The sequence below is a fragment of the Vagococcus hydrophili genome (assembly GCF_011304195.1).
Taxonomy (GTDB): Bacteria; Bacillota; Bacilli; order Lactobacillales; family Vagococcaceae; genus Vagococcus; species Vagococcus hydrophili.
Genome location: NZ_CP049887.1, coordinates 2,848,838 through 2,870,010, shown reverse-complemented (window position 1 = coordinate 2,870,010; position 21,173 = coordinate 2,848,838). Strand labels below are relative to the sequence as shown.

22 protein-coding genes are annotated in these 21,173 nt (G+C 33.4%); 14 read left to right on the top strand and 8 right to left on the bottom strand.

From position 1 onward, the window contains the following. The first annotated feature begins 34 nt into the window (after nucleotides 1-34). From G7082_RS14070 to holA, 4 genes are read left to right on the top strand one after another with little or no spacing between them, the layout of a single operon-like run. Complete coding sequence (locus G7082_RS14070; RefSeq protein WP_166035831.1) at nucleotides 35-682, top strand: helix-hairpin-helix domain-containing protein; 648 nt, start codon at nucleotides 35-37, stop codon at nucleotides 680-682. Between the two features lie 33 nt (nucleotides 683-715). Continuing rightward, nucleotides 716-1,216 (top strand): ComE operon protein 2, encoded by a 501-nt coding sequence (locus tag G7082_RS14065; protein ID WP_166035830.1) that lies wholly within the window; start codon nucleotides 716-718, stop codon nucleotides 1,214-1,216. After that, entirely contained in the window at nucleotides 1,185-3,512 is a 2,328-nt protein-coding gene (locus G7082_RS14060; RefSeq protein WP_166035829.1) for a DNA internalization-related competence protein ComEC/Rec2, read from the top strand. Before G7082_RS14065 ends, G7082_RS14060 begins: the two co-directional genes overlap by 32 nt. Nucleotides 3,513-3,566: 54 nt before the next feature. Further along, on the top strand, nucleotides 3,567-4,583 hold the full coding sequence (gene holA, locus G7082_RS14055) for a DNA polymerase III subunit delta (protein WP_166036109.1): 1,017 nt from the start codon (nucleotides 3,567-3,569) through the stop codon (nucleotides 4,581-4,583). Between the two features lie 54 nt (nucleotides 4,584-4,637). Here holA and rpsT read toward each other — a convergent pair whose 3' ends face one another. The 5 genes from rpsT to G7082_RS14030 form a co-directional block, all read right to left on the bottom strand. Continuing rightward, a complete protein-coding gene (gene rpsT / locus G7082_RS14050) occupies nucleotides 4,638-4,892 on the bottom strand; it encodes a 30S ribosomal protein S20 (RefSeq protein WP_086952313.1) in 255 nt (84 codons plus the stop codon). A 110-nt stretch (nucleotides 4,893-5,002) separates the two neighbouring features. After that, nucleotides 5,003-5,854: a DegV family protein gene (locus tag G7082_RS14045; protein WP_238842661.1), complete on the bottom strand. Its 852-nt coding sequence runs from the start codon at nucleotides 5,852-5,854 to the stop codon at nucleotides 5,003-5,005. After that, nucleotides 5,855-6,385 (bottom strand): DUF1836 domain-containing protein, encoded by a 531-nt coding sequence (locus G7082_RS14040; RefSeq protein ID WP_166035828.1) that lies wholly within the window; start codon nucleotides 6,383-6,385, stop codon nucleotides 5,855-5,857. It lies immediately after the preceding gene. 113 nt (nucleotides 6,386-6,498) lie between these two features. Further along, the gene (locus G7082_RS14035) at nucleotides 6,499-8,427 is read right to left on the bottom strand and encodes a heavy metal translocating P-type ATPase (RefSeq protein WP_166035827.1); all 1,929 of its coding nucleotides are present in this window, start codon (nucleotides 8,425-8,427) and stop codon (nucleotides 6,499-6,501) included. A gap of 197 nt (nucleotides 8,428-8,624) precedes the next feature. Then, nucleotides 8,625-9,458 carry an undecaprenyl-diphosphate phosphatase gene (locus tag G7082_RS14030; protein WP_166035826.1) on the bottom strand — a complete coding sequence of 278 codons (834 nt, stop codon included), beginning with the start codon at nucleotides 9,456-9,458 and terminating at the stop codon, nucleotides 8,625-8,627. Nucleotides 9,459-9,644: 186 nt separating this feature from the next. Here G7082_RS14030 and G7082_RS14025 point away from each other — a divergent pair, with 186 nt between their 5' ends. Further along, entirely contained in the window at nucleotides 9,645-10,148 is a 504-nt protein-coding gene (locus G7082_RS14025; protein ID WP_166035825.1) for a PTS sugar transporter subunit IIA, read from the top strand. Between the two features lie 210 nt (nucleotides 10,149-10,358). On the opposite strand, the gene G7082_RS14020 is transcribed toward G7082_RS14025, so the two are convergent. Then, entirely contained in the window at nucleotides 10,359-10,988 is a 630-nt protein-coding gene (locus G7082_RS14020; protein ID WP_166035824.1) for an MBL fold metallo-hydrolase, read from the bottom strand. Nucleotides 10,989-11,134: 146 nt separating this feature from the next. Between G7082_RS14020 and G7082_RS14015 the strand changes: the two genes are divergently transcribed. Next, nucleotides 11,135-12,484, top strand: coding sequence for a hypothetical protein (locus tag G7082_RS14015; RefSeq protein WP_166035823.1), 1,350 nt, complete (start codon nucleotides 11,135-11,137; stop codon nucleotides 12,482-12,484). 33 nt (nucleotides 12,485-12,517) lie between these two features. On the opposite strand, the gene G7082_RS14010 is transcribed toward G7082_RS14015, so the two are convergent. Further along, on the bottom strand, nucleotides 12,518-13,072 hold the full coding sequence (locus tag G7082_RS14010) for a hypothetical protein (protein ID WP_166035822.1): 555 nt from the start codon (nucleotides 13,070-13,072) through the stop codon (nucleotides 12,518-12,520). 73 nt (nucleotides 13,073-13,145) lie between these two features. Further along, nucleotides 13,146-13,769 (bottom strand): histidine phosphatase family protein, encoded by a 624-nt coding sequence (locus G7082_RS14005; protein WP_166035821.1) that lies wholly within the window; start codon nucleotides 13,767-13,769, stop codon nucleotides 13,146-13,148. A 121-nt stretch (nucleotides 13,770-13,890) separates the two neighbouring features. Between G7082_RS14005 and G7082_RS14000 the strand changes: the two genes are divergently transcribed. The 8 genes from G7082_RS14000 to rseP all read left to right on the top strand — a co-directional run bounded on the left by G7082_RS14000 (nucleotide 13,891) and on the right by rseP (nucleotide 21,150). Next, entirely contained in the window at nucleotides 13,891-14,661 is a 771-nt protein-coding gene (locus G7082_RS14000; protein ID WP_166035820.1) for a hypothetical protein, read from the top strand. Nucleotides 14,662-14,862: 201 nt separating this feature from the next. Further along, on the top strand, nucleotides 14,863-15,642 hold the full coding sequence (gene rpsB / locus G7082_RS13995; RefSeq protein ID WP_166035819.1) for a 30S ribosomal protein S2: 780 nt from the start codon (nucleotides 14,863-14,865) through the stop codon (nucleotides 15,640-15,642). Between the two features lie 111 nt (nucleotides 15,643-15,753). Continuing rightward, nucleotides 15,754-16,632, top strand: a complete 879-nt coding sequence (gene tsf / locus G7082_RS13990) for a translation elongation factor Ts (protein WP_166035818.1) — start codon at nucleotides 15,754-15,756, stop codon at nucleotides 16,630-16,632. 131 nt (nucleotides 16,633-16,763) lie between these two features. After that, on the top strand, nucleotides 16,764-17,486 hold the full coding sequence (gene pyrH, locus G7082_RS13985) for a UMP kinase (RefSeq protein ID WP_166035817.1): 723 nt from the start codon (nucleotides 16,764-16,766) through the stop codon (nucleotides 17,484-17,486). A 1-nt stretch (nucleotide 17,487) separates the two neighbouring features. After that, on the top strand, nucleotides 17,488-18,045 hold the full coding sequence (gene frr / locus G7082_RS13980) for a ribosome recycling factor (protein ID WP_166035816.1): 558 nt from the start codon (nucleotides 17,488-17,490) through the stop codon (nucleotides 18,043-18,045). A gap of 202 nt (nucleotides 18,046-18,247) precedes the next feature. Beyond that, a complete protein-coding gene (locus G7082_RS13975) occupies nucleotides 18,248-19,042 on the top strand; it encodes an isoprenyl transferase (RefSeq protein ID WP_166035815.1) in 795 nt (264 codons plus the stop codon). A gap of 2 nt (nucleotides 19,043-19,044) precedes the next feature. Then, nucleotides 19,045-19,833, top strand: a complete 789-nt coding sequence (locus G7082_RS13970) for a phosphatidate cytidylyltransferase (protein WP_166035814.1) — start codon at nucleotides 19,045-19,047, stop codon at nucleotides 19,831-19,833. A 27-nt stretch (nucleotides 19,834-19,860) separates the two neighbouring features. Beyond that, nucleotides 19,861-21,150, top strand: coding sequence for an RIP metalloprotease RseP (gene rseP, locus G7082_RS13965; RefSeq protein WP_166035813.1), 1,290 nt, complete (start codon nucleotides 19,861-19,863; stop codon nucleotides 21,148-21,150). Nucleotides 21,151-21,173 lie beyond the last annotated feature (23 nt).

Below are 21,173 nucleotides of genomic sequence, written 5' to 3'. Positions count from 1 at the left end.
TTTTTTCGTATATTAAAGAAGAGGGGGAGGGAAGATGAGAAAAGTCAAAAAAATATTAAAGCAGGAAAAATTGGTTGTTTTTTTAAGTATCATTGTTTTAAGTTTGGTAGTGATTGGTGGTTGTTTTCTTTTTAAACCAGATGATACTAAAAAGAAGCCAACTCTCATAGAAAATACGCAAGAAAAATCATTGAAGATTGAAGAATCAACGGTTAAGGAAGAAACTAGCTCAAAAATATACGTGGATATTAAAGGGGCAGTGGTAAAACCTGGCATGTATGAGGTAACGCCAGAGATGAGGATTTTAAATGTGGTGGAACTTGCGGGAGGTTTACTTAAAGAGGCAGATGATAAACAAGTTAATTTTGCTCAAAGACTGGAAGACCAAATGGTAATTTACATTCCAAAAGAAGGCGAAATTTTGGCTGAAATAGAGAATATCGTTCCTCAAAATAAAGAGGGAGAAAAAGGTGATGAAGGAAAAAAAGAGGGGAAAATCAATCTAAATCAAGCGACGAAAGAAGAATTAATGACATTGAATGGGGTTGGTGAAAAAAAGGCAGAGAAGATTATTGAACATCGGGAAGAAAAAGGCTCTTTTGAATCCATTGAAGATTTAAAAAAAGTTAATGGATTTGGTGAAAAAACATTTGAAAGTTTGAAAGAATCTATTACAATTTAAAGTAAGCTTAAAGTAAAAGAAAGGAGTTTTAAAATGGAACAAAATTATGAGAGAATTCCTTGGGATCAGTATTTTATGGGTCAAAGTTTACTTTTATCTTTACGAAGCACATGTACAAGGTTAGCTGTGGGTGCAACTATTGTTCGTGACAAGAGAATTATTGCAGGAGGATATAACGGCTCCGTGAGTGGTGATATCCATTGTATTGATGAAGGGTGTTACTTAGTAGATGAGCATTGTGTTCGCACAATTCATGCGGAGATGAACGCTATTTTGCAGTGCGCGAAATTTGGTGTCAAAACAGATAAAGCAGAAATTTACGTCACTCATTTTCCTTGTCTTCAATGTACGAAGATGATTCTTCAATCAGGAATTAAAACAATTCATTATTTAAAGGATTATCATAACAATGATTATGCAATACGTTTAATTAAAGAAGCAGGTGCTACAGTGCATCAAGTCAAACTTTCAAACAAATATTTTAAATCTTTGGATTTCGGTGATGAAACAGATCCATTACCTGAAACAGATTAGAGGATTTTATTTTTTCCCGATTATTATTTTTGTTGTTTTTATCATATTATTAAAAGAAAGAACGATCCTGTATCTCTTTCTTTTTTTAATCGTTTTTTTTAGAATGATTTGTTTCAAAAACAAAAAAATTTTATATGTGTCAGTGGCTCTGATAGTGTTTGGGTTGGCTATGTGGTGGGTTAAATTCAAGCACCCACCAGAAATAATTCGAGAAAATCAACTAGTAACAATCGAACTGATTCCTGATACGATCAAAGTAGATGGAGCTGTATTGACATTTGAAGGGAAAATTGGTGAGAGAAAGCAGCCAGGAGTTGTCACCTATATCTTAAAGTCGGAAGAGGAGAAACATTTTATTGAACAAAACAAAAAATCTCTTCATTTAACAGCTAAATTAGAACCTATTGAAAATTTAGGTGTTCGCAATCTTAACGGCTTTGATTACGGTAAGTATTTAGAGAATAAAGGGAATTATCAGAGATACAATTTAGTTGATATTATGGATTTAAAGGTGAATAAGCTGAGTATGTTTGATGTAGTGACGAAGATCAAAGAATGGCGGCGTGGGTGTTTTATTCATACGAATCAACACTTCAAAGAAAGAACTAGAAGTTATTTAAATTCTTTGCTTTTTGGCTTTCAAAACAAAGGCGATAGTGATTATCAGCAAACATGGCGTGATTTAGGTGTTGCTCATTTATTTAGTTTATCAGGTATGCACATTTATTTTTTCTTATTTCTCTTTGATTTTGTTTTACTAAGTTGTCATTTGACGAAGGAAAATCTCTTTAAATGGAATATCCTATTTACATTGTTTGTAATGATTATGACAGGCATGGGACCGGGGATGATGAGAGCAGGTGTGTTACATGTTGTGAAACAATGTAATCGGAAGTGGCAATTTCAGTTAAGTTTGCTAGATTGCTGGTCAATTGCTTTATTTATTAATTGTTTAGTGGATCCTTATGTCTTACTCACGGTAGGGGGACAGTTAACGTATTATTTAACTTTTTTGATTGTCATTATTGGTCCGATTATACAAAAAATAAAGCAGCCTGTCCTAAAAATGGTTGTTTTTAATTTGGTTTTATCCGTGATGTCTCTACCTCTTATTTGGTATCACTTTTATGAATGGAATTATTTGAGTTTTGTGATTAATTTAGTATTGGGCTCATTTATCTTAAGTATTTTAATGCCAATGCTTTTGTTAGTGTTTATTCTTTCCTTTATCTTTACAAATTATCAGTTTCCGTTAATAGAGATTTGTTTAAAATACTTTCAAATACTGGGAAATAATTTAAATGAAATCAGTTTTTCTCATCAAGTCATAGGTAAAATTCCTTTGAGTTTAATAATAGTTCTTATTTTATCTCAATTATTCCTACTTAAAGAATTCGAAAAAAATCAGTTCAAATTAAACGCTAAGATTCTTTTACTTTGCAGTGTCACAGCGATTATGCCCTTTTATAAATATCTTAATCCTAATGGGATGCTCGCTTTTGTTGATATTGGTCAAGGAGATGCCATCTTTGTTCAACTGCCTCATCATCAAGGTAATTATTTACTAGACACAGGTGGTAGGTTAGATTTTAAAGTCGATGATTGGCAGAAAAGGGCGGATAAGAGAGGTGCAGATTACACATTAATTCCTTTCTTAAAGAGTAGAGGTGTTAAGACATTGGATGCTGTTTTTATCTCTCATGCTCATGAGGATCATTTTGGTGACTTGGACCGAGTGAGTGAGACATTTTACGTCCGAAATTTATTTTTTGGTCCAGGCACAGCAGAACAACCCAACTTTAGAAAGATGTTAAATTATTCAAATTTAGAGAAAACCAATAAACGGGTCGTTGTTTCTAACAATGAATGGATGAAGGGGAATATTGAATTAACTTGCTTGTTTCCAGAAGAAAAAGGTGATGGTCAAAACAATGATTCCTTGGTAATGATGTTAAAAATTAAAAATAAGAAAATTCTTTTAACTGGTGATTTGGAAAAAGAGGGAGAAGAGAAGTTACTAAAAGATCCAATGATTGATTTAGAAGCTGATATTTTAAAAGCAGGCCATCACGGTAGCAAAACTTCCACTCATCCTGCGTTTTTAAGCCAAGTTAATCCTGAGATAGTCATTATATCATGTGGACTAAATAATCGTTACCAGCATCCCTCTAAAGAGACTGTGGCGCTTTTAGAAGAATATGAGATTCCTTTCTATCAAACGGATCAACAGGGTATGTTGTATATGACCTGGAATTCCTATAACAAGAATCTTTCTCGGATAAATAGAATGAAATAGATAGATATAATGTAAGGTTTTATGATAGGATGTAAAATGAAGTAGGTGAGAGAACTGACATTACAAAAAGAATTAGTAGAACTTAGAAAAAAGAAGTTTAAATCAATTTATACATTACTAGGAACAGAGCAGTATCTAGTCAATTTATTTAAGAAGACACTCAAACAAGAAATCTCAACAGATGAAGTAGATGATTTCAATTTTATCACCTTTGATATGACAGAGCTAGAAGTGGGTCATGTGATTCATGAGGCGGAAACAGTTCCTTTCTTTGGTGATTTTAAAGTGATTTTTGTGGAAAATCCTTATTTCCTAACGGGAGAAAAAAGAAAAAATGACTTAGATCATGATTTAACGGCTTTAAATAATTATTTAGAAAACCCGTTAGAGACAACAATTTTAGTTTTTGTCGCTAGCTACGAGAAAATGGATGATCGAAAAAAAATTGTTAAGCTGTTGAAAAAAGAAAGTTGTCTTGTAGATGTCAAACAAATGTCTGAAAAAGAATTAATCCCATATTTGAAGCAATATATCGAAAATGAAGGCTATCAAATGGATAAGAGGTCATTTGAGCGATTAACTTATTTGACGGATATGGATTTAAGCCGAATGATGAATGAATTGGATAAGCTCTTTTTATATCGTTTAGAGAGTAAAGTGATTCAAACTGAAGATGTGGATGCGTTAATTCCTAAATCATTAGAACATAATATTTTCGATTTGAGCCAGCATGTTTTAGCTAATCAAGCAGATAAATCGTTGAGGTTGTACCACGATTTGATCAATGACGGGGAAGAAACAATTAAAGTGATTGCAATTTTATTAGGTCAGGTTCGTTTGTTACTACAAGTTAAACTATTATTAGATATGAATTATCAACAGAGTAACATTACGGATGCCTTAAAAATCCATCCATACCGAGTCAAGTTAGCGGTGAACCAAAGCAAGAACTTATCCTTTAATGTTTTAGGGGAGATGTTTAATGAGTTAATTGATATGGACTACAAAATAAAAACAGGTCAAATGGATAAAGAACTAATTTTTGAAATGTTTTTACTAAAATCGAGATAAAATAAAAAACTTGATGACTTGAAATCATAACGACTTCAGTCCATCAAGTTTTTATTATTTAGCTAATTTTTTAGCTAAGCGAGATTTTTCACGGTTAGCTTTATTTTGATGAATAAGTCCTTTTGAAGAGACTACATCAATTTCTCTAGTAGCAGCTACTAATAATTCTTGTTGGTTATCAGCATTTGCTTCTACAGCTTTTTCAAAATTTTTCACAGCAGTACGCATTCTGCTTAATTTAGCAGAGTTAGCTTCATTTGATTTTTCACTAGTGCGAACGCGTTTGATAGCAGATTCGATGTTTGGCATTAAATTCACCTCCGACATAGAGTTTACATTTGAATAATCAAATATAATCAACATTCTCATTATACAGAAAGCACAATAAGTTTGCAATAAATAATATAAAAAGTTCTCGATTAAATTGGAAGAACTGAAACACCAATGAAATCAGGACCAGAATAAACCCCTAGAACTGGGCTTACTTCATCAATATAGAAGTAACGATATTTACTAAAAGATTCTTTCATTCGCTCCATTAATTGGGTAGCTTCTTCAAGATCAGTACCATAAGAAATAGCTAAATCGTATTCTTCAGCATCTCCAATTGATTTTTCAATACAATCCATTAATTTTGAAAGCCCTTTTTTACGGCCACGTGCTTTTCCAACTGTATGATAAATGCCGTCTTCGTTACAAGAAATAATAGGGTTTAAATGAAGAGCTGAGCCAATGATAGAGGTTACTAGACCAATACGTCCACCTTTTTTCAAATATTCTAGTGTTGCCATACTGAAAAATACTTTTCCTTTTTCAGGTAATGTGACGGCAATCTCTTTTAATTCAGAAAAAGATAAGCCTTTATCAATTTCAACTTTCATATAGGCTGCTTGGATACCAGCTCCGCCACCAATGCTTTTTGTATCGACAATAAAGCTTTCGATTTCAGGATGGTCTTCAAGAGCTAATCTAAGCGCATTATGCGTGCCGCTTAAATTACTTGAAATGGACATACAAAGAATTTTATCATATCCTTGTTCCTTGATTTCAAGGATTAAACGTTGAATGTAAGATAAAGAAGGTAGGGAAGTTTTTGGTAATTCAATATCAATTCGGTCATAAACTTCCTTTGACGTAATTTCAATTTTATCCATGTAGCTACGATCACGATAGTTAATATTCAAAGGGGCAACAAAAATCCCTCCTAATGCGATTAATTCGGGTGGTGTATCCATTGCTGAATCGACAAGTAAGGCAATTTTTTCTTTCAATTAATTTTCCTCCAAGATTTTATTTTGGGTTAGTAGGTCGTTTAAGCTGTTTTCTGTAATTAGTTTGGCTATAAAAGTTGTACAAGCCATTTGAATCGGTGTGTATCCATGTTTAATATTCGCAATTGTCATAGTTTCATTTTCTTTTAGTATAAAATATTTAATTGTTGCTTCGAGATGGTCACAAAAGAAATTATAAGCATCTCTTGAGTCCGTCGAGTTGATTTGAAATTCAATCCCGCTTTTTACTGCTGGAATCTCAAAAGCTTGTTTTAAAATGGTAATCACGATGATTCTTGCTAAGTGATTTCGACCATACTTTTTTTTGTACGGTTTTGGCACTAATTTTTGTTTCACGTAGTTGTTAATCATAGACGGTGTGATATCTTTTGAATGACTCAACTTTAAAACAGAAGTATGTATGGCCACATATTGGACCAATTGATCCATGTAGACATCAATCTCGGGGAGTTCATCCCATCTAGGAAGAATGAGTTCCGCTAGATTATCTTCCCATTCTTTATTTGGCATCTATCTTGTCTCCTTAAAAAGTTCATCTAGTAATCAAAACTATATCATGGGTTTTTGATAATTACAATAGAATCAAAAAAAAAGACTTCAAATTTTATGAAGTCTTTAAAATATTAATTAATTTGTTCTTGTAACTCGTGAGAATTGTTAGTTTCAATAACTTTTTCAATTCTTTTTTCCATTGGTAATTTTTGAAGCATTCTTAAACCGTTCAAGATAACAAGAATTGTACTACCTTCGTGTCCAATAACACCAAGTGGTAAATTAATGACTTTAAAGAAGTTAGAGAAAATTAAAATGGCGATGACTGATAATGAGAAGATGATGTTTTGTTTAACGATTCTTTTTAGTTTTAATGAGAGTTGATGACTTACAGCTAATTTACTTAAATCATCCTTCATTAAAACAATATCAGCCACATCAATAGCAATATCTGTTCCTTGTCCCATGGCGATTCCGATAGAAGCGTTGGCAAGAGCAGGCGCATCGTTAACCCCATCACCAATCATAGCGTTAATCCCAACTTTATCTTTTTGTTCTTTAATAAAAATTGTTTTATCTTCTGGTAAACAATCGGCTATAACAGCGTCAATGCCAATCATTTTAGCCACAGCATTAGCTGTTTGAGAATGATCTCCTGTTAACATGGTTGTTTGGATGTCATTGTTGTTAAAGTATTTGATTGTTTCAATTGCTTCTTGTTTAGGAATATCGAGTAAACCGAAGAAGGCAACTATTTGATTATTTTTAGAGAAATAAATAACCGTTTTTCCTTCTTTTTGTAATTGAGCTGTTTTTTGACTCATATCTTCAGAAAGGTCAGTGTTAGTGACGAAATCAACATTTCCGACTTTCCATTCATTGCCATTCTCAACACCTAGCATACCAGAGCCTGTAATGTCATTCACATCAAGAGTTGTTTTATTTGAAACATGTGGAATGTACTTTGTTGTAATGGCATTTGCTAATGGGTGAGTGGACTCAGTTTCAATGGCTACAAGGGCATTGATAATATCTTGTCGATTATTATCAATAAAAATTTCATCTGTCACAACAGGTGTCCCTTTAGTAATCGTTCCCGTTTTATCAAACGTGATAGCTTTTAAATCGGCTAAAGCTTCAAGATAAATCCCACCTTTAAAGAGTACCCCGTTTTTAGCACCATGAGAAATGGCAGCTAATGTTGCGGGTGTAGCAGAGGCAACCAAAGCACAAGGAGAAGCCACGACAAGTAAAACCATCCCGCGGTAAAAACTTTCGCTCCATGTCCAACCTAATAAGAAATAAGGAATTAAAATAGCTAGTGGAACAATAAAAAGGACAGCTTTTACATAAATATTTTCAAAATTACTTAAGAAACTAGCAGTTTTAGAAGGTGTGTTTTGAGCTTCATCGACTAATTGAATAATTTTACTAAATAAAGTATCTTTTGATTCTTTAGTAACAGTCATTTTTAATGAGTTGCCGATATTAATGGTTCCTGCAAATAAGTTTTCGTTCGTTTTCTTTTCTCTAGGAATAGATTCTCCAGTGATGGCAGCTTCATCAATAGTTGCGTGAAGTGTGAGTAATTCCCCATCGATTGGAATACTAGCTCCTTTTGGAACAAGTAAGGTATCGCCAATTTTTAAATCTTCAACTGGCACTTCTGTTGTTTGACCATTATCATTTAGAAGAAAAGCATTCTCAGGTTGAATTTCCATAAGGCTTTCAATTTCTTTTTTACTTTTGTTTGTTGTGAATTCTTCTAGAGAGCCACTTAATGAGAAAATAAAGGTCAGCATAATTCCTTCAAAATAGTATTCAATAGTACAAGCACCAACGGCAGCTAAAGCCATTAGTAAATCCACATTTAAATGACGATCTTTAATCGTATCAATAATTCCATCTTTTGTTTGGTGAAAACCACCAATAATCATTCCAATTACAAATAAATAAGGATAAATAGTGCCACCAGTATTTTGATTAATTAAACCTACTATCATTAATATTCCGCAGATAACTGTCGCTATCATGCTGCTTTTTTCTTTTATATATGTCATGTTGATCTCCTCCTACAAAAAGAGTGTATCACAAAAAACTTTAGATTGGAATGATTATAATTTAGATAGTAATGATAGTCATTATCAGTAGTAATGATTATCATTAAGAGCGGAAGTTGATGATTTTTGTTCTCAATTAGAGTATATAAAAAGCCCCCTAACTCATTCTATAAATGAGCTAAGAGGCTAAAGTGTCTTTATTTGAAAATTAACCAATAAGCAATGATTAAACTTCCTAAAATGATACGGTACCAACCAAACGCTTTGAAGTCGTTCTTTTTAATGTAGTTCATTAAGAACTTGATAGCAAAGATCGAAACCACAAAAGCCACAACACTACCTGTTAGAAGTAACATTGTTTGAGTTGAATCAAAAGAATTACCTTTCATAAGGAACTTAACTATTTTCAAAGCGCTAGCTCCAAACATAATTGGAATTCCTAAAAAGAAGGTAAATTCAGCTGCGACATAACGAGAACAACCAAAAATAATGGCACCAATAATTGTCGCTCCAGAACGTGAAGTACCTGGAATTAATGCCAAGACTTGGAATAACCCGATGATAAAAGCTGTTTGATAAGTTAAACTTCCCATTGTCTGAGTAATAGGTTCTTTCCCTTTATTGCGATTCTCAACAACAATAAATAAAATCCCATAAACAATTAACATGATAGAAACTGGTAAAAATGAGTGGAAATGTGCTTCTAGGTAATCATCTACAAAGGGGCCGATTAAAGCTGCAGGTAAACATGCTACGACAACCTTAAACCATAATGTCCAAGTAGCCCTTTTTTGTCCACCTGTTTTAGAAGGTGAGAAGGGGTTCAGTTTACTAAAGTAAAGGACCACAACCGCCATAATTGCACCTAATTGGATAACCACGTTAAACATTTCCATAAAATCTTTTGAAGCATCCAGTTTGATAAATTCGTCGACTAAAATTAAATGTCCCGTGCTACTGATAGGGAGCCATTCTGTAATCCCTTCAACAATTCCTAAAAAGATTACTTTTAACATATTAATTAAATCCATTATTTTCTTCCTTTCAATATGAATAAATATTACATATTATAGTTTAGTTGATTGTTGTCTATAAAACTAGTAAAAAATTTGAAATAGCGCTAACAATTTTGTAAGGTTTTATGAAAATAGGATTTCTATTGTTAAATAGATGTAGTAGAATGAATGGTATAGACAAATTTGAATGGAGTGACTGAAATGTTTGGTATGTTTAAAAAGAATAAAAAAGCGGACTCAAATGTAAGTACTGATATTTATGCTGTAGCTACAGGTGAAGTCGTAAGTATTGATAAAGTGAATGATCCTGTATTTTCACAAAAAATGATGGGTGATGGATTTGCTGTTATTCCAACAAGTGGTGATGTTTATTCTCCAGTTGCAGGTGAAATTATGAGTATCTTTCCAACAAAACATGCGTTAGGAATTAGAATGGCGAGTGGTTTAGAAATTTTATTGCATATGGGAATTGATACGGTAGAACTTGGCGGAGAACCTTTTGATATCAAAGTTAAAGAAGGAGACAAAGTATCAGCTAACACCTTGATTGCCAAGATTGATTTAGCCTTTTTAGCTAATGCTAGTAAACCGAATGATTTAGTTGTGGCGATTACGAATACAGCAGATAATTTAGAGAGCCTAACATTAACTAAGACAGGTACTGCAAGTGCAGGTGAAGTCATTGGTAATGTGAAAGCAAAATAAAAAAAGAAAGATAAATCTGAGAACAGGTTTGTCTTTCTTTTTTTCATTTCCTCCAGCTGCTTGAAGTTAAACGCCTTTTTCATCACGCTGTGTAGTCTGGATTCAAAAGGCTGCTCCTGCGGCAATTTCAGAAACGAAAATCAAGCCGAAAAGCATGGCTTATTTTTCATTTCTTCCAATTGCTTGGAGTAAAACGCCTTTTTCATCACTCTATTGGAAAAATGGGTTGGTTAATTTTTCTTTACCTATCGTTGTTGGTTCTCTATGTCCTGGGTAAGCAATCATCGCGTCATCTAAAGTAAATAATTCTGTTTGGATGCTATGAAGTAATGTTTGGCTGTCACCAAAAGGTAAATCAGTTCGTCCAATACTTCCGCTAAATAAAGCATCACCGGTAATAACAAATGTATCAAAAATAAAACTTAGACTTCCTGGTGAGTGTCCTGGGGTTGGAACGACTTTGAAGCTCATATCGCCTAACGTATAGTTGTGATAATTTTCGAATTCAAATTCAGCAGGTTGGCAAACAATATCAGCCATATCATTATGATGCATTAAACCTGAAAAATTCAATGTCGCATCAGATAACCAACTTTGTTCAATCGGGCTGATATAAACAGGAATGTTGTAGGTATTTCTGATTTCTTCTAAGGCTCCAATATGATCATAATGAGCATGCGTAATTAATATAGCAGTCGGTTTTTTTTCAAGACTGTTTATTTCTTGTTTAATATGCTCAGCGTCGTTTCCTGGGTCAACGATTAAAAGGTTGTTGTTGTTATAGATTAAGTAGCAATTTTCTTCAATTGCCCCTGTTACGATTTGTTTCACTTGAATCATAAAAAATTCCTCCTCGGTCATGTATAATGTATTATAACTGATAATGACTAATCTTTTCAAAAAATCGAGCTGTAAGCTAATAATAACCTATCTTTTTTGAAAAAAAGCAGTATAATAACAATAAATTATGATGCTAGGAGTTTAATATGAATCCAAAGAGTAAGAAAATATTACTATCTCTACAATTTATTCCTTTTGTTTTGACTAATGGGATGAACTTATTTCCTATTTTTATATTTGCCAATTTATTTTTGAAGTATCGAAGTGTGAATGAATATGTTTTGCCCTTAATTTTATATTATAGCTTTAAAACGACAATTCTTTTTCTGCTGCGTTTAAAACCAATTAAAATGAATCAGTTACTGCAAATTTCGATTGTGATTGGCATTGTTGGAACGATCTTAGGTAGTATGTATGAAGTAAATTTTTATTTTGGACTTATTGCGGGGATGATGTTGGGGATTTGTTCGGGCTTACTTTACCCAAGCTTTCTAACAGTTTCCTTTCATGAGAAGAAAATGAATGACTTTGGTATTACAGCAAAAGATCAACTCTATTCTTTGGGGTTTGCGACAGTGTTTACCTTAGTTTTATTCACATTAGTCAAGTGGTCGATTCCTGCGACATTTATTTTTTTAGGTGTGAATCTTTGTTTTTTACTAATAATTCTTTCTGCTTACCCTCATTATCAAATTAAGGAAACTAAAACATATCCTGACTATCCACTTTTTGAAACGCTTTTTTTATTTCTTACAGGTTTTTTTACTATATTTATCATAAAAATCGATAAAAAGTTAGGTGTTTCTGGTTCTTTGACTATCTTTTTTATGTTACTTGCCGTATTAATTGTCGGTTATGTGTCTTATCTGATTAAGAAAAAACCAGAGAGAAGAGTGTCGCCTTTATTAACAAGCGTGATTATCTATAAAGGGATGGTAACAAACTTTCTTTTAGTTTTTTGTACATTTGATCGTTTAATAAGAGAAGGGAATACGGCATTATATAAAATCTACACGCTGTACTTGTTGGGCATTATTCTATCACCTATGGTATACAGTAAGATACTAAAGAAAATGTCTATTTCGAAAATTCCTACTGTCATTGTTTCGGGGCTTGTTTGTGGATTTGTGTTACTATTAATTCCGCATTTATTTTATGTTGGAATTTTTGTGATTAGTTTATTTATCTCACAACTAAATCAAAGGTTGAATCAGTATGTTTATTTAAATAGTGATTTACCTCAAGATCATCGACTGGTATCGAAATTTCGATTAAACAATCTTGGAAGCATACTGCACCAAATTTTAATGACTTTACTTATGTATGTGATTACCTTGATGTTTAAAACAATTAGTCTAGATGAAATATTAAAATCTTACAGTTTTAAAACAGTTGATCCATCAGCTTTTTTTACGTTAACATTAACTAAATTTATTTTAGTGGGTTACTTTTTGATTTATTTATTAATTATTAAAATAAAATATAAAAAGAGCTGAATTTGACTGTACTGCCAAATTCAGCTCTTTATATTAATGTTCTCTTTGAAAAAGAATGATATTAGCTGAAGCTAGTAGAAGAAAACAAGCAACAGGGATCGCTGGTCCAAAAGTAAGTGTGTAATGAGAAACGATGGTTAGAATCGAACAAAGAACAATCAAAGAAAAAGTTATTTTGAAAGGATTGAACTTGTACTCTTGACCTAATTTTCTTTTGACAACATACACAAAATAAGGAACAGAATCAATAATCATCCATAGTGAAGCAATAACTAATAGCGATAAAGGATTAGTAACTAAATTTAAAATAATTATTGTTCCTATAAAGATATTAACTAAAGCGCCAACTAAAAACATATTTTTTTGTTTATTATGTTTATTGATTGTTTCGATGATAAAGAACGTATTAAAATTTAGAAAACCTTTCAATATAGCGAACAATCCAATCATAATGAATAATTCATAAATTGAAGCAGTGTAATGAAAGAACAAATAGATTCCTGAAGCAGCCATAATCAAACTGATCACAGTATTAATCCATTCATGATTATCTAAAAAATAAACGACAGATTTTAGTTTTTCTGGCATAAAAAAGTCACTCCCTAATGTGATACAACCAAATGATTATACCATGAAAACAAGTCATTTTAAACTGAAAAAGTTAGTCTAAGTAACTGGTGTCATTCCATTTGATAATGTTGTAAACATCTCTTTTATCAGAGTTTTCAATAACAGTTACGCTGGTATTGTCAAGAAATTTTCCTTCTCTAAGTTTTGATAGAGGAGAGCCATCTAAATGTTTTAAAATGGTTTGAAGAGCTAAACCGTGTGAAACAATCAAAATAGTATCATTAGGATAGGTATAGCTTAAATCGTTAAAAACAGCTAGAAGTCGTTGAATCAAAGTATCGAAACTTTCTCCTTGAAAATCAGTAGGATCATATAAATGAGGTTCATTTACTAAATGTTGAAATTCCTCTAAATGATGAAAGTTTTCCTCAGGTAATCCGTCCCAAGTCCCAAATTCCATTTCACGCAAATCATTAATTGTTTCAAGTTGAATGGCTGTGGGATGATTCTGAAGGATATTAAGTGCTGTGTCTTGTGCTCTTTTTTGTGGACTAGCAAATGCGCGATCAAATGCTATATCACTTAAATAAGTGCCCACTTTTTTTGCGTTCTCAATACCTTCTGGTAAAAGAGGCGAATCAACAAGCCCTCCTTGGAAAATTTTATTTAAGTTATATTCAGTTTTACCATGTCTTACACAAAAAAATGTTGTCATCGATTAAATCACTCCTTCTAAATTGATATCTATAATTATAGTAGAAAAAGAAAATGAAGTAAAAAAAGAGTGTCACCATTTAGCTTTTTTTAAGTATTAAAGTAAAGGGGACGTGAATGATATGAAAATTAAACGTTATTTAGGAATGATACTAGTGATTGGTGTGTTTGCTTTAGCAGGATGTCAGTCTAAAGAAGAAGTGAATCAGACGAAAAAAGAAAGTGTTGTTTCTAGTGAGGTGGAAAATGATAATGTTTTGGCAAGTAAACTCTTAAAACTAGTCAAGGAAACACCGAGCAGTGAAAAAAATACCTCAACTAAGAAAGAAAAGCTGAGAACGTCTAGCAATGGTGTCGAAAAGTATGTGGGGATGTCTGGTGATGAAATAGAGGTAGGATACAAAGAGTATGAAATTCCAGAAAGTTGGACGTTAGATAATTCTCGAACTGTCCTAGAAGATGTGGATGTGGTTTGGCAGAATATGACTAAATATCCTTACTATTATCAAATGTATATGTTACCAACGTATAAAGGAAGTATTGCTAATCTGGAGGCAAAAAGATTAACGGAGAACGACTTAGAGACGATCTTAAAAGAAGACAAGCTAGATTTTATAAAGACAGAGAAAATTGAAATAGATGGACTGACTTGGTTAATTGGAATAGAAATCCATGAGGCAGACGGAGCTTGTCGGATCTCATTTTCACATATGGAAGAAGCAAAAGGGAGTTTTTCAGAGTCTGTCATTGTTTCTAATTTAGTTTTTGGAATGGAACCGGTGAGAGACGATGAAAAAGAAGCCATTAAGAGCTTAGAAGAGCAAATCAGTATCCAGAAAAAAGTGCTGAGTTCTTTTAGTGAAACTAAAACAGAAACGATTTCAGTAGAATAATTAAATTAACGTGTTCTATTTAAATGATTTAAAGTTGCAATCTGAATTTAGCTATTGTATAATACAAAAGGTTGAGTGCTTAAGGGCCTTAACTAATCCACATCAAGAGCGATTTTAATAGTGGTGCTAAACGTGTTTAGTTCTATTAAGAAGAGATGCTTACTTGAGAGGGAAATACAAAACCAATCGGAGGAAACAACAATGGCAGTAATTTCAATGAAACAGTTACTAGAAGCTGGTGTACACTTTGGTCACCAAACTCGTCGCTGGAACCCAAAAATGAAGAGATACATCTTCACAGAAAGAAACGGAATCTACATCATCGATTTACAAAAAACAGTTCGTTTAGTAGACGATGCTTACAACTACATGAGAAATGTAGCTGAAGAAGGCGGAATCGCTTTATTCGTAGGTACTAAAAAACAAGCTCAAGAAGCTATTAAAGATGAAGCTATCCGCTCTGGTCAATACTATGTAAACCACAGATGGTTAGGTGGAACTTTAACTAACTGGGATACAATCCAAAAACGTATCGGTCGTTTAAAAGCAATCAACAAAATGGAAGAAGCTGGAACTTTCGAAGTACTTCCTAAAAAAGAAGTTGCTGGATTAAACAAAGAACGTGAACGTTTAGAAAAATTCTTAGGTGGTATCGCTGATATGCCAAGAATTCCAGACGTTATGTTTATCGTTGACCCACGTAAAGAACGTATTGCAGTTCAAGAAGCTCATAAATTAAATATCCCTATCGTGGCTATGGTTGATACTAACTGTGATCCAGATGAGATTGATGTAGTTATCCCATCAAACGATGACGCTATCCGCGCCGTTAAATTAATTTCAGCTAAAATGGCTGATGCATTCATCGAAGGTCGTCAAGGCGAAGATGAAGTAAGTGAAGAAACATTTGCAAGCGAAACAACTGAAGCACCTTCAATCGAAGAAATCGTTGAAGCTGTTGAAGGAAAAAACGCTGAGTAATCTAATATAATTGGCTGTCTTAGGCTACGGGTCAAGGTGAACAAAGTAGCCTTTTGTTCTGTTAGTCTAGGGCAGTTTTTGCTTAATTTAAAAAAATCGGAGGAATAACACATGTCTAAAATTACAGCTACTATGGTTAAAGAATTACGTGACTTAACTGGTGTTGGTATGATGGATGCTAAACGTGCTTTAGTTGAAGTTGAAGGAGATTTAGAAAAAGCTATTGATTTATTAAGAGAAAAAGGTATGGCAAAAGCTGGTAAGAAAAATGATCGTATCGCTGCAGAAGGTTTAGCAAACGTACACGTTGCTGGAAACACTGCTGCAATCGTAGAAATTAACTCAGAAACTGACTTTGTTGCTAAAAATGAATTATTCCAAAACTTGGTTAAAGATGTAGCTAGATTAGTTGCTGAAAACAAACCAGCTAATATGGAAGAAGCATTAGCAATTAAAACTGAAAAAGGTACAATCGAAACTGACGTTATTGAAGCAACAACAGTAATCGGTGAAAGAATTAACTTCCGTCGCTTTGAATTACTTGAAAAAGAAGATAACGCTGCTTTCGGTGGTTACTTACACATGGGTGGTAAAATCGCTGTTTTAACTCTTATTGAAGGAACAACAGACGAAGAACCAGCTAAAGATATCGCAATGCACGTTGCAGCTATCAACCCTCGTTATGTAACTAAAGATGAAGTTTCTCAAGAAGAATTAGAACATGAGAAAAAAGTCTTAACTGAACAAGCATTAAACGAAGGCAAACCAGCCAATATCGTTGAAAAAATGGTTATGGGACGCATGAACAAATTCTTAGCAGAAGTATGTTTAGTTGACCAACCATTTGTTAAAGATCCAGACACAACTGTTGAAAAATTTGCAGCTTCAAAAGGCGCTACTGTTAAAACATTTGTACGTTTTGAAGTCGGCGAAGGAATCGAAAAACGTGAAGAAGATTTCGCTGCAGAAGTTATGAGCCAAATGAAATAACAGTCATTGATTGGGAACGCATTTATTATTAATTTGATATATGCGCTCCCTTTTTTTAGACAAAAATGGATTAATAATTCGTTTGAGTTATGATAAAATGAATGTATGGATATTAAACGGAGGTAATTGTAATGACAGAACCAAAATATCGTAGAGTATTACTGAAAGTTAGTGGCGAAGCACTTGCAGGAGAAAAAGGCTTTGGTATTAACCCACCAGTCGTAAACGAGTTAATTAAAGAAATTAAAGAAGTTCACAGCTTAGGTGTTGAAGTGGCTATCGTTGTTGGTGGCGGTAATATTTGGCGTGGTACTATCGGAGCTGAAATGGGAATGGAACGTGCCCAAGCCGATTATATGGGAATGTTAGCTACTGTAATGAATGGTCTTGCTTTACAAGATACACTTGAAAATCAAGGTGTTCCAACAAGAGTTCAAACATCCATTGAAATGAGACAAATTGCTGAACCTTATATTAGACGTCGTGCGGTAAGACATTTAGAAAAAGGTCGTGTAGTTATTTTTGCTGGTGGAACGGGTAACCCTTATTTCACAACAGATACAACTGCAGCATTAAGAGCCGTAGAGATTAACGCTGATGTTATCTTGATGGCCAAAAATAATGTGGATGGTGTTTATTCAGCAGATCCTAAATTAGATGCTAATGCAACTAAATTCGAAGAATTAACTCATTTAGATGTTATTTCAAAAGGTCTGTCAGTTATGGACTCAACAGCAAGTAGTTTAAGTATGGATAATGATATTCCGTTAGTTGTGTTTAATATCAATGAATCAGGTAATATAAAACGTGTTTGTTTAGGTGAACAAATCGGAACAACTGTGAGGGGGAAATAATATGCAAAAAGTAGTATTAAATGATGCCAAAGAAAAAATGACTAAGTCAGAAGAAAGCTTACAACGTGAATTAGGACAAATTAGAGCAGGTCGCGCTAATGCCAGTCTTTTAGACCGTATCACTGTTGATTATTACGGTGCTCAAACACCATTAAATCAAATTGCAGGGATTTCAATTCCAGAAGCACGTATCTTAATGATCACACCATTTGATAAATCAGCTTTAGAAAACATTGAAAAAGCATTGATGGCAAGTGATATTGGAATTAGCCCAACTAATGATGGAACAGTTATTCGTTTAGTGATTCCTCAGTTAACTGAAGAACGCCGTAAAGAGCTTGCTAAAGAAGTAGGTAAAAATGGTGAAAATGCTAAAGTGGCTGTTAGAAATATCCGTCGTGATGCTTTAGATGAACTTAAAAAATTAGAAAAATCTAAAGATATTTCTGAAGATGAATTACGTACTTTAGAAAAAGATGTTCAAGATATTACAGATGCCAGCACAAAAAATATCGATAAAATCGTATCTGCTAAAGAAGAAGAATTACTAGAAGTTTAATTAATCAAAGTCGTGGAGTATTATCTTAATCTTTCAGATAAGATGGAAGATTGTGGTGATATTCCACGATTTTTATTATTTAGAGTTATGTTTTTATTAAAAAACGGGATTATTTTCTATTTTTATAGGTTTTTATAGAAGGTTTTGCTACAATAGTAAGGACAAGTTTAAGTAACTCAAGTCTTTATAGGGGGCTTTAAGAATGTTTAATTTTTTTGTAAAAGATAAAAAAGAAGTAAGTGAAGGAACAACTTTTGATAGTACTAAAGAAATACCTAAGCATATCGCTGTGATTATGGATGGTAACGGTCGTTGGGCACAAAGAAAGTTACTTCCAAGAATTGCTGGACATAAGGAAGGCATGAATAATGTAAAAACGATCACGACACATGCTAGTCGCTTAGGGGTTAAAGTGTTAACATTATATGCTTTTTCCACTGAAAATTGGAAACGTCCAACAGATGAAGTTAATTTTCTAATGAAATTACCTGTTGATTTTTTTGATGTTTTCGTACCAGAATTAATCAAAGAAAACGTTCGTGTGAATGTGATGGGCTATAAAGAGTTTTTACCGGAACATACACAACGAGCTGTCGAGAATGCGATTGAACAAACGAAAGACAATACAGGGATGATTTTAAATTTTGCCTTAAATTATGGAAGCCGTGCCGAAATTTTGACTGCTGTTAACGAACTAGTTGATTTAGCAAGAGAAGGTCAAGTTACAGGTGAGGTGAATGAGGAGCAATTTTCAAAACATTTAATGACAGCTTCTTTAGGTGAAGAATTACAAGATCCTGATTTGTTGATTAGAACAAGTGGTGAAGAGAGAATCAGTAATTTTCTACTTTGGCAGATTGCGTATAGTGAGTTATTCTTTACTGACGCTTATTGGCCTGATTTTACAACAAGTCACTTGGAAGAAGCGATTGGCACGTTCCAACTTAGAACAAGACGCTTTGGAGGATTAAAAGAAAAGACAGAAGGAGTCAAGTAAAAATGAAACAAAGAATAATAACTGCTGTCGTGGCACTAGCGTTTTTCATACCTTTAATTATTTTAGGGAGTATGCCACTTCAAATTTTAGCTGCTGCAATGGCAGGCGTTGGTGTGTATGAATTATTTAATATGAGAGGATTGGAAATCAAGAGTTTAGAAGGAGCCTTAGCTATTTTAGGTTCAGTCTTACTAGTTTTACCAAAAGAAACATGGTTTTCATTCTTACCAGAAAAAGTAGACAACGTGGCACTTTTCTATTTAATTGTTATGTTTATTCTAATGGTACCTGTGTTTTCGAAAAATACGTACACTTTTGATGATGCTGCGTTTCCTGTATTAGTCAGTCTGTATGTAGGAATAGGCTTCCAGAACTTTATTGCAGCTCGTGAAGCAGGAATCCAAGTATTAATGTTTGCATTATTCGTTGTCTGGGCAACAGATATCGGCGCCTATTTTTGTGGTATGAAATTTGGTAAAAATAAGTTGGCACCAAATATTTCACCAAACAAAACAATCGAAGGTTCAATTGGTGGTATTTTATGTGCCGTAGTGGTTGCAGCAATCTATTTGATTTTCTGGCCATTACCATATAATATTGTTGTAATGCTTGTTTTAACGGTTCTTTTCTCAATTGTAGGTCAAATGGGTGATTTAGTTCAATCAGCTTATAAAAGATATTACGGAGTTAAAGATTCAGGGAAAATATTACCGGGTCATGGTGGTATTTTAGACCGTTTTGATAGTTTATTATTTGTATTTCCATTAATGCATTTAGTTGGTTTGTTTTAAATTATTGGTAAAGAAAGGAAATAACTCATGGTAGGAACAATCGTCACATTTATATTTGTTTTTGGGTTAATTGTCATCGTTCATGAATTTGGTCATTTTATATTTGCCAAACGTGGTGGGATTTTAGTTAGAGAATTCGCCATTGGAATGGGACCAAAGTTATTTCATCATCGTAAGAATGGAACAACATATACCATCAGAATGTTACCAATTGGTGGATACGTGAGAATGGCTGGAGAGGGCGACGAAGATATCGAACTTGCTCCGGGAATGCCTTTGTCTCTTGTTCTGGATGAAAATGGACAAGTGGTTAAAATTAATCCGAATAAAAAAATTCAATTACCTAATAGTATTCCTGTAGAATTAATTGACTGTGATTTAGTTGATGATCTTTACATTAAGGGTTACGAAATGGGAGATGAAACAAAAGAGAAGAGATATCCTGTTTTTCATGATGCAACAATTATTGAAGAAGATGGTATCGAAACGCAAATTGCACCAAGAGATGTTCAGTTCCAATCAGCAAGTTTAGGTCGCCGGATGATGACCAATTTTGCAGGTCCAATGAATAACTTTATTTTATCAATTGCTTTGTTTACAATCGTTGCTTTTATGGCAGGTGGCATTAATGTCACAGATAAAACAAGTACAATTGGTTCGGTTCAAAAGGATAGTGTTGCTGACAAAGCTGGCATTAAACCGGGAGATAAAATTATTGAAGCTAATGGTCACAAAGTTAGCCAATTTACAGATATCTCAGAAGAGGTCTCACCCAATGCGAACAAAGAAATTTCTTTAGTGGTTCAAACTGAAAAAGGTGACAAAAAAGAATTAAAAGTGACACCTTCTGAAAGTACGGATGACACAAGAAAAGGTCAAGGAATGTTAGGGGTAGGTCCTTCTAGCACATTTGAAGAATTATCTTTCTTTGGTAAATTGAAGTTTGGTGTGACTGAAACTTTCGCCAACTCACTTAATATCTTTAAAGCTTTAGGTAACTTGATAACAGATTTTAGTTTAAATAAACTAGGTGGACCAGTGATGATCTTTAAAGCATCAGAAGCTGTTTCAAATAGTGGAATTATAGCTGTGCTTTCTTTTACAGCCATCCTTTCTGTGAATTTAGGTATTATGAACTTAGTACCAATTCCAGGACTTGACGGTGGAAAATTAACGTTAAATATTTTTGAAGGTGTTAGGGGTAAACCACTAAGTCAAGAAAAAGAAGTCATGATTACCATGATTGGTGTAGGTATTTTATTACTACTTATGGTCGCTGTAACATGGAACGATATACAACGATTTTTTATTAATTAAAAATTAAAAAGGGGTTAGTTTAA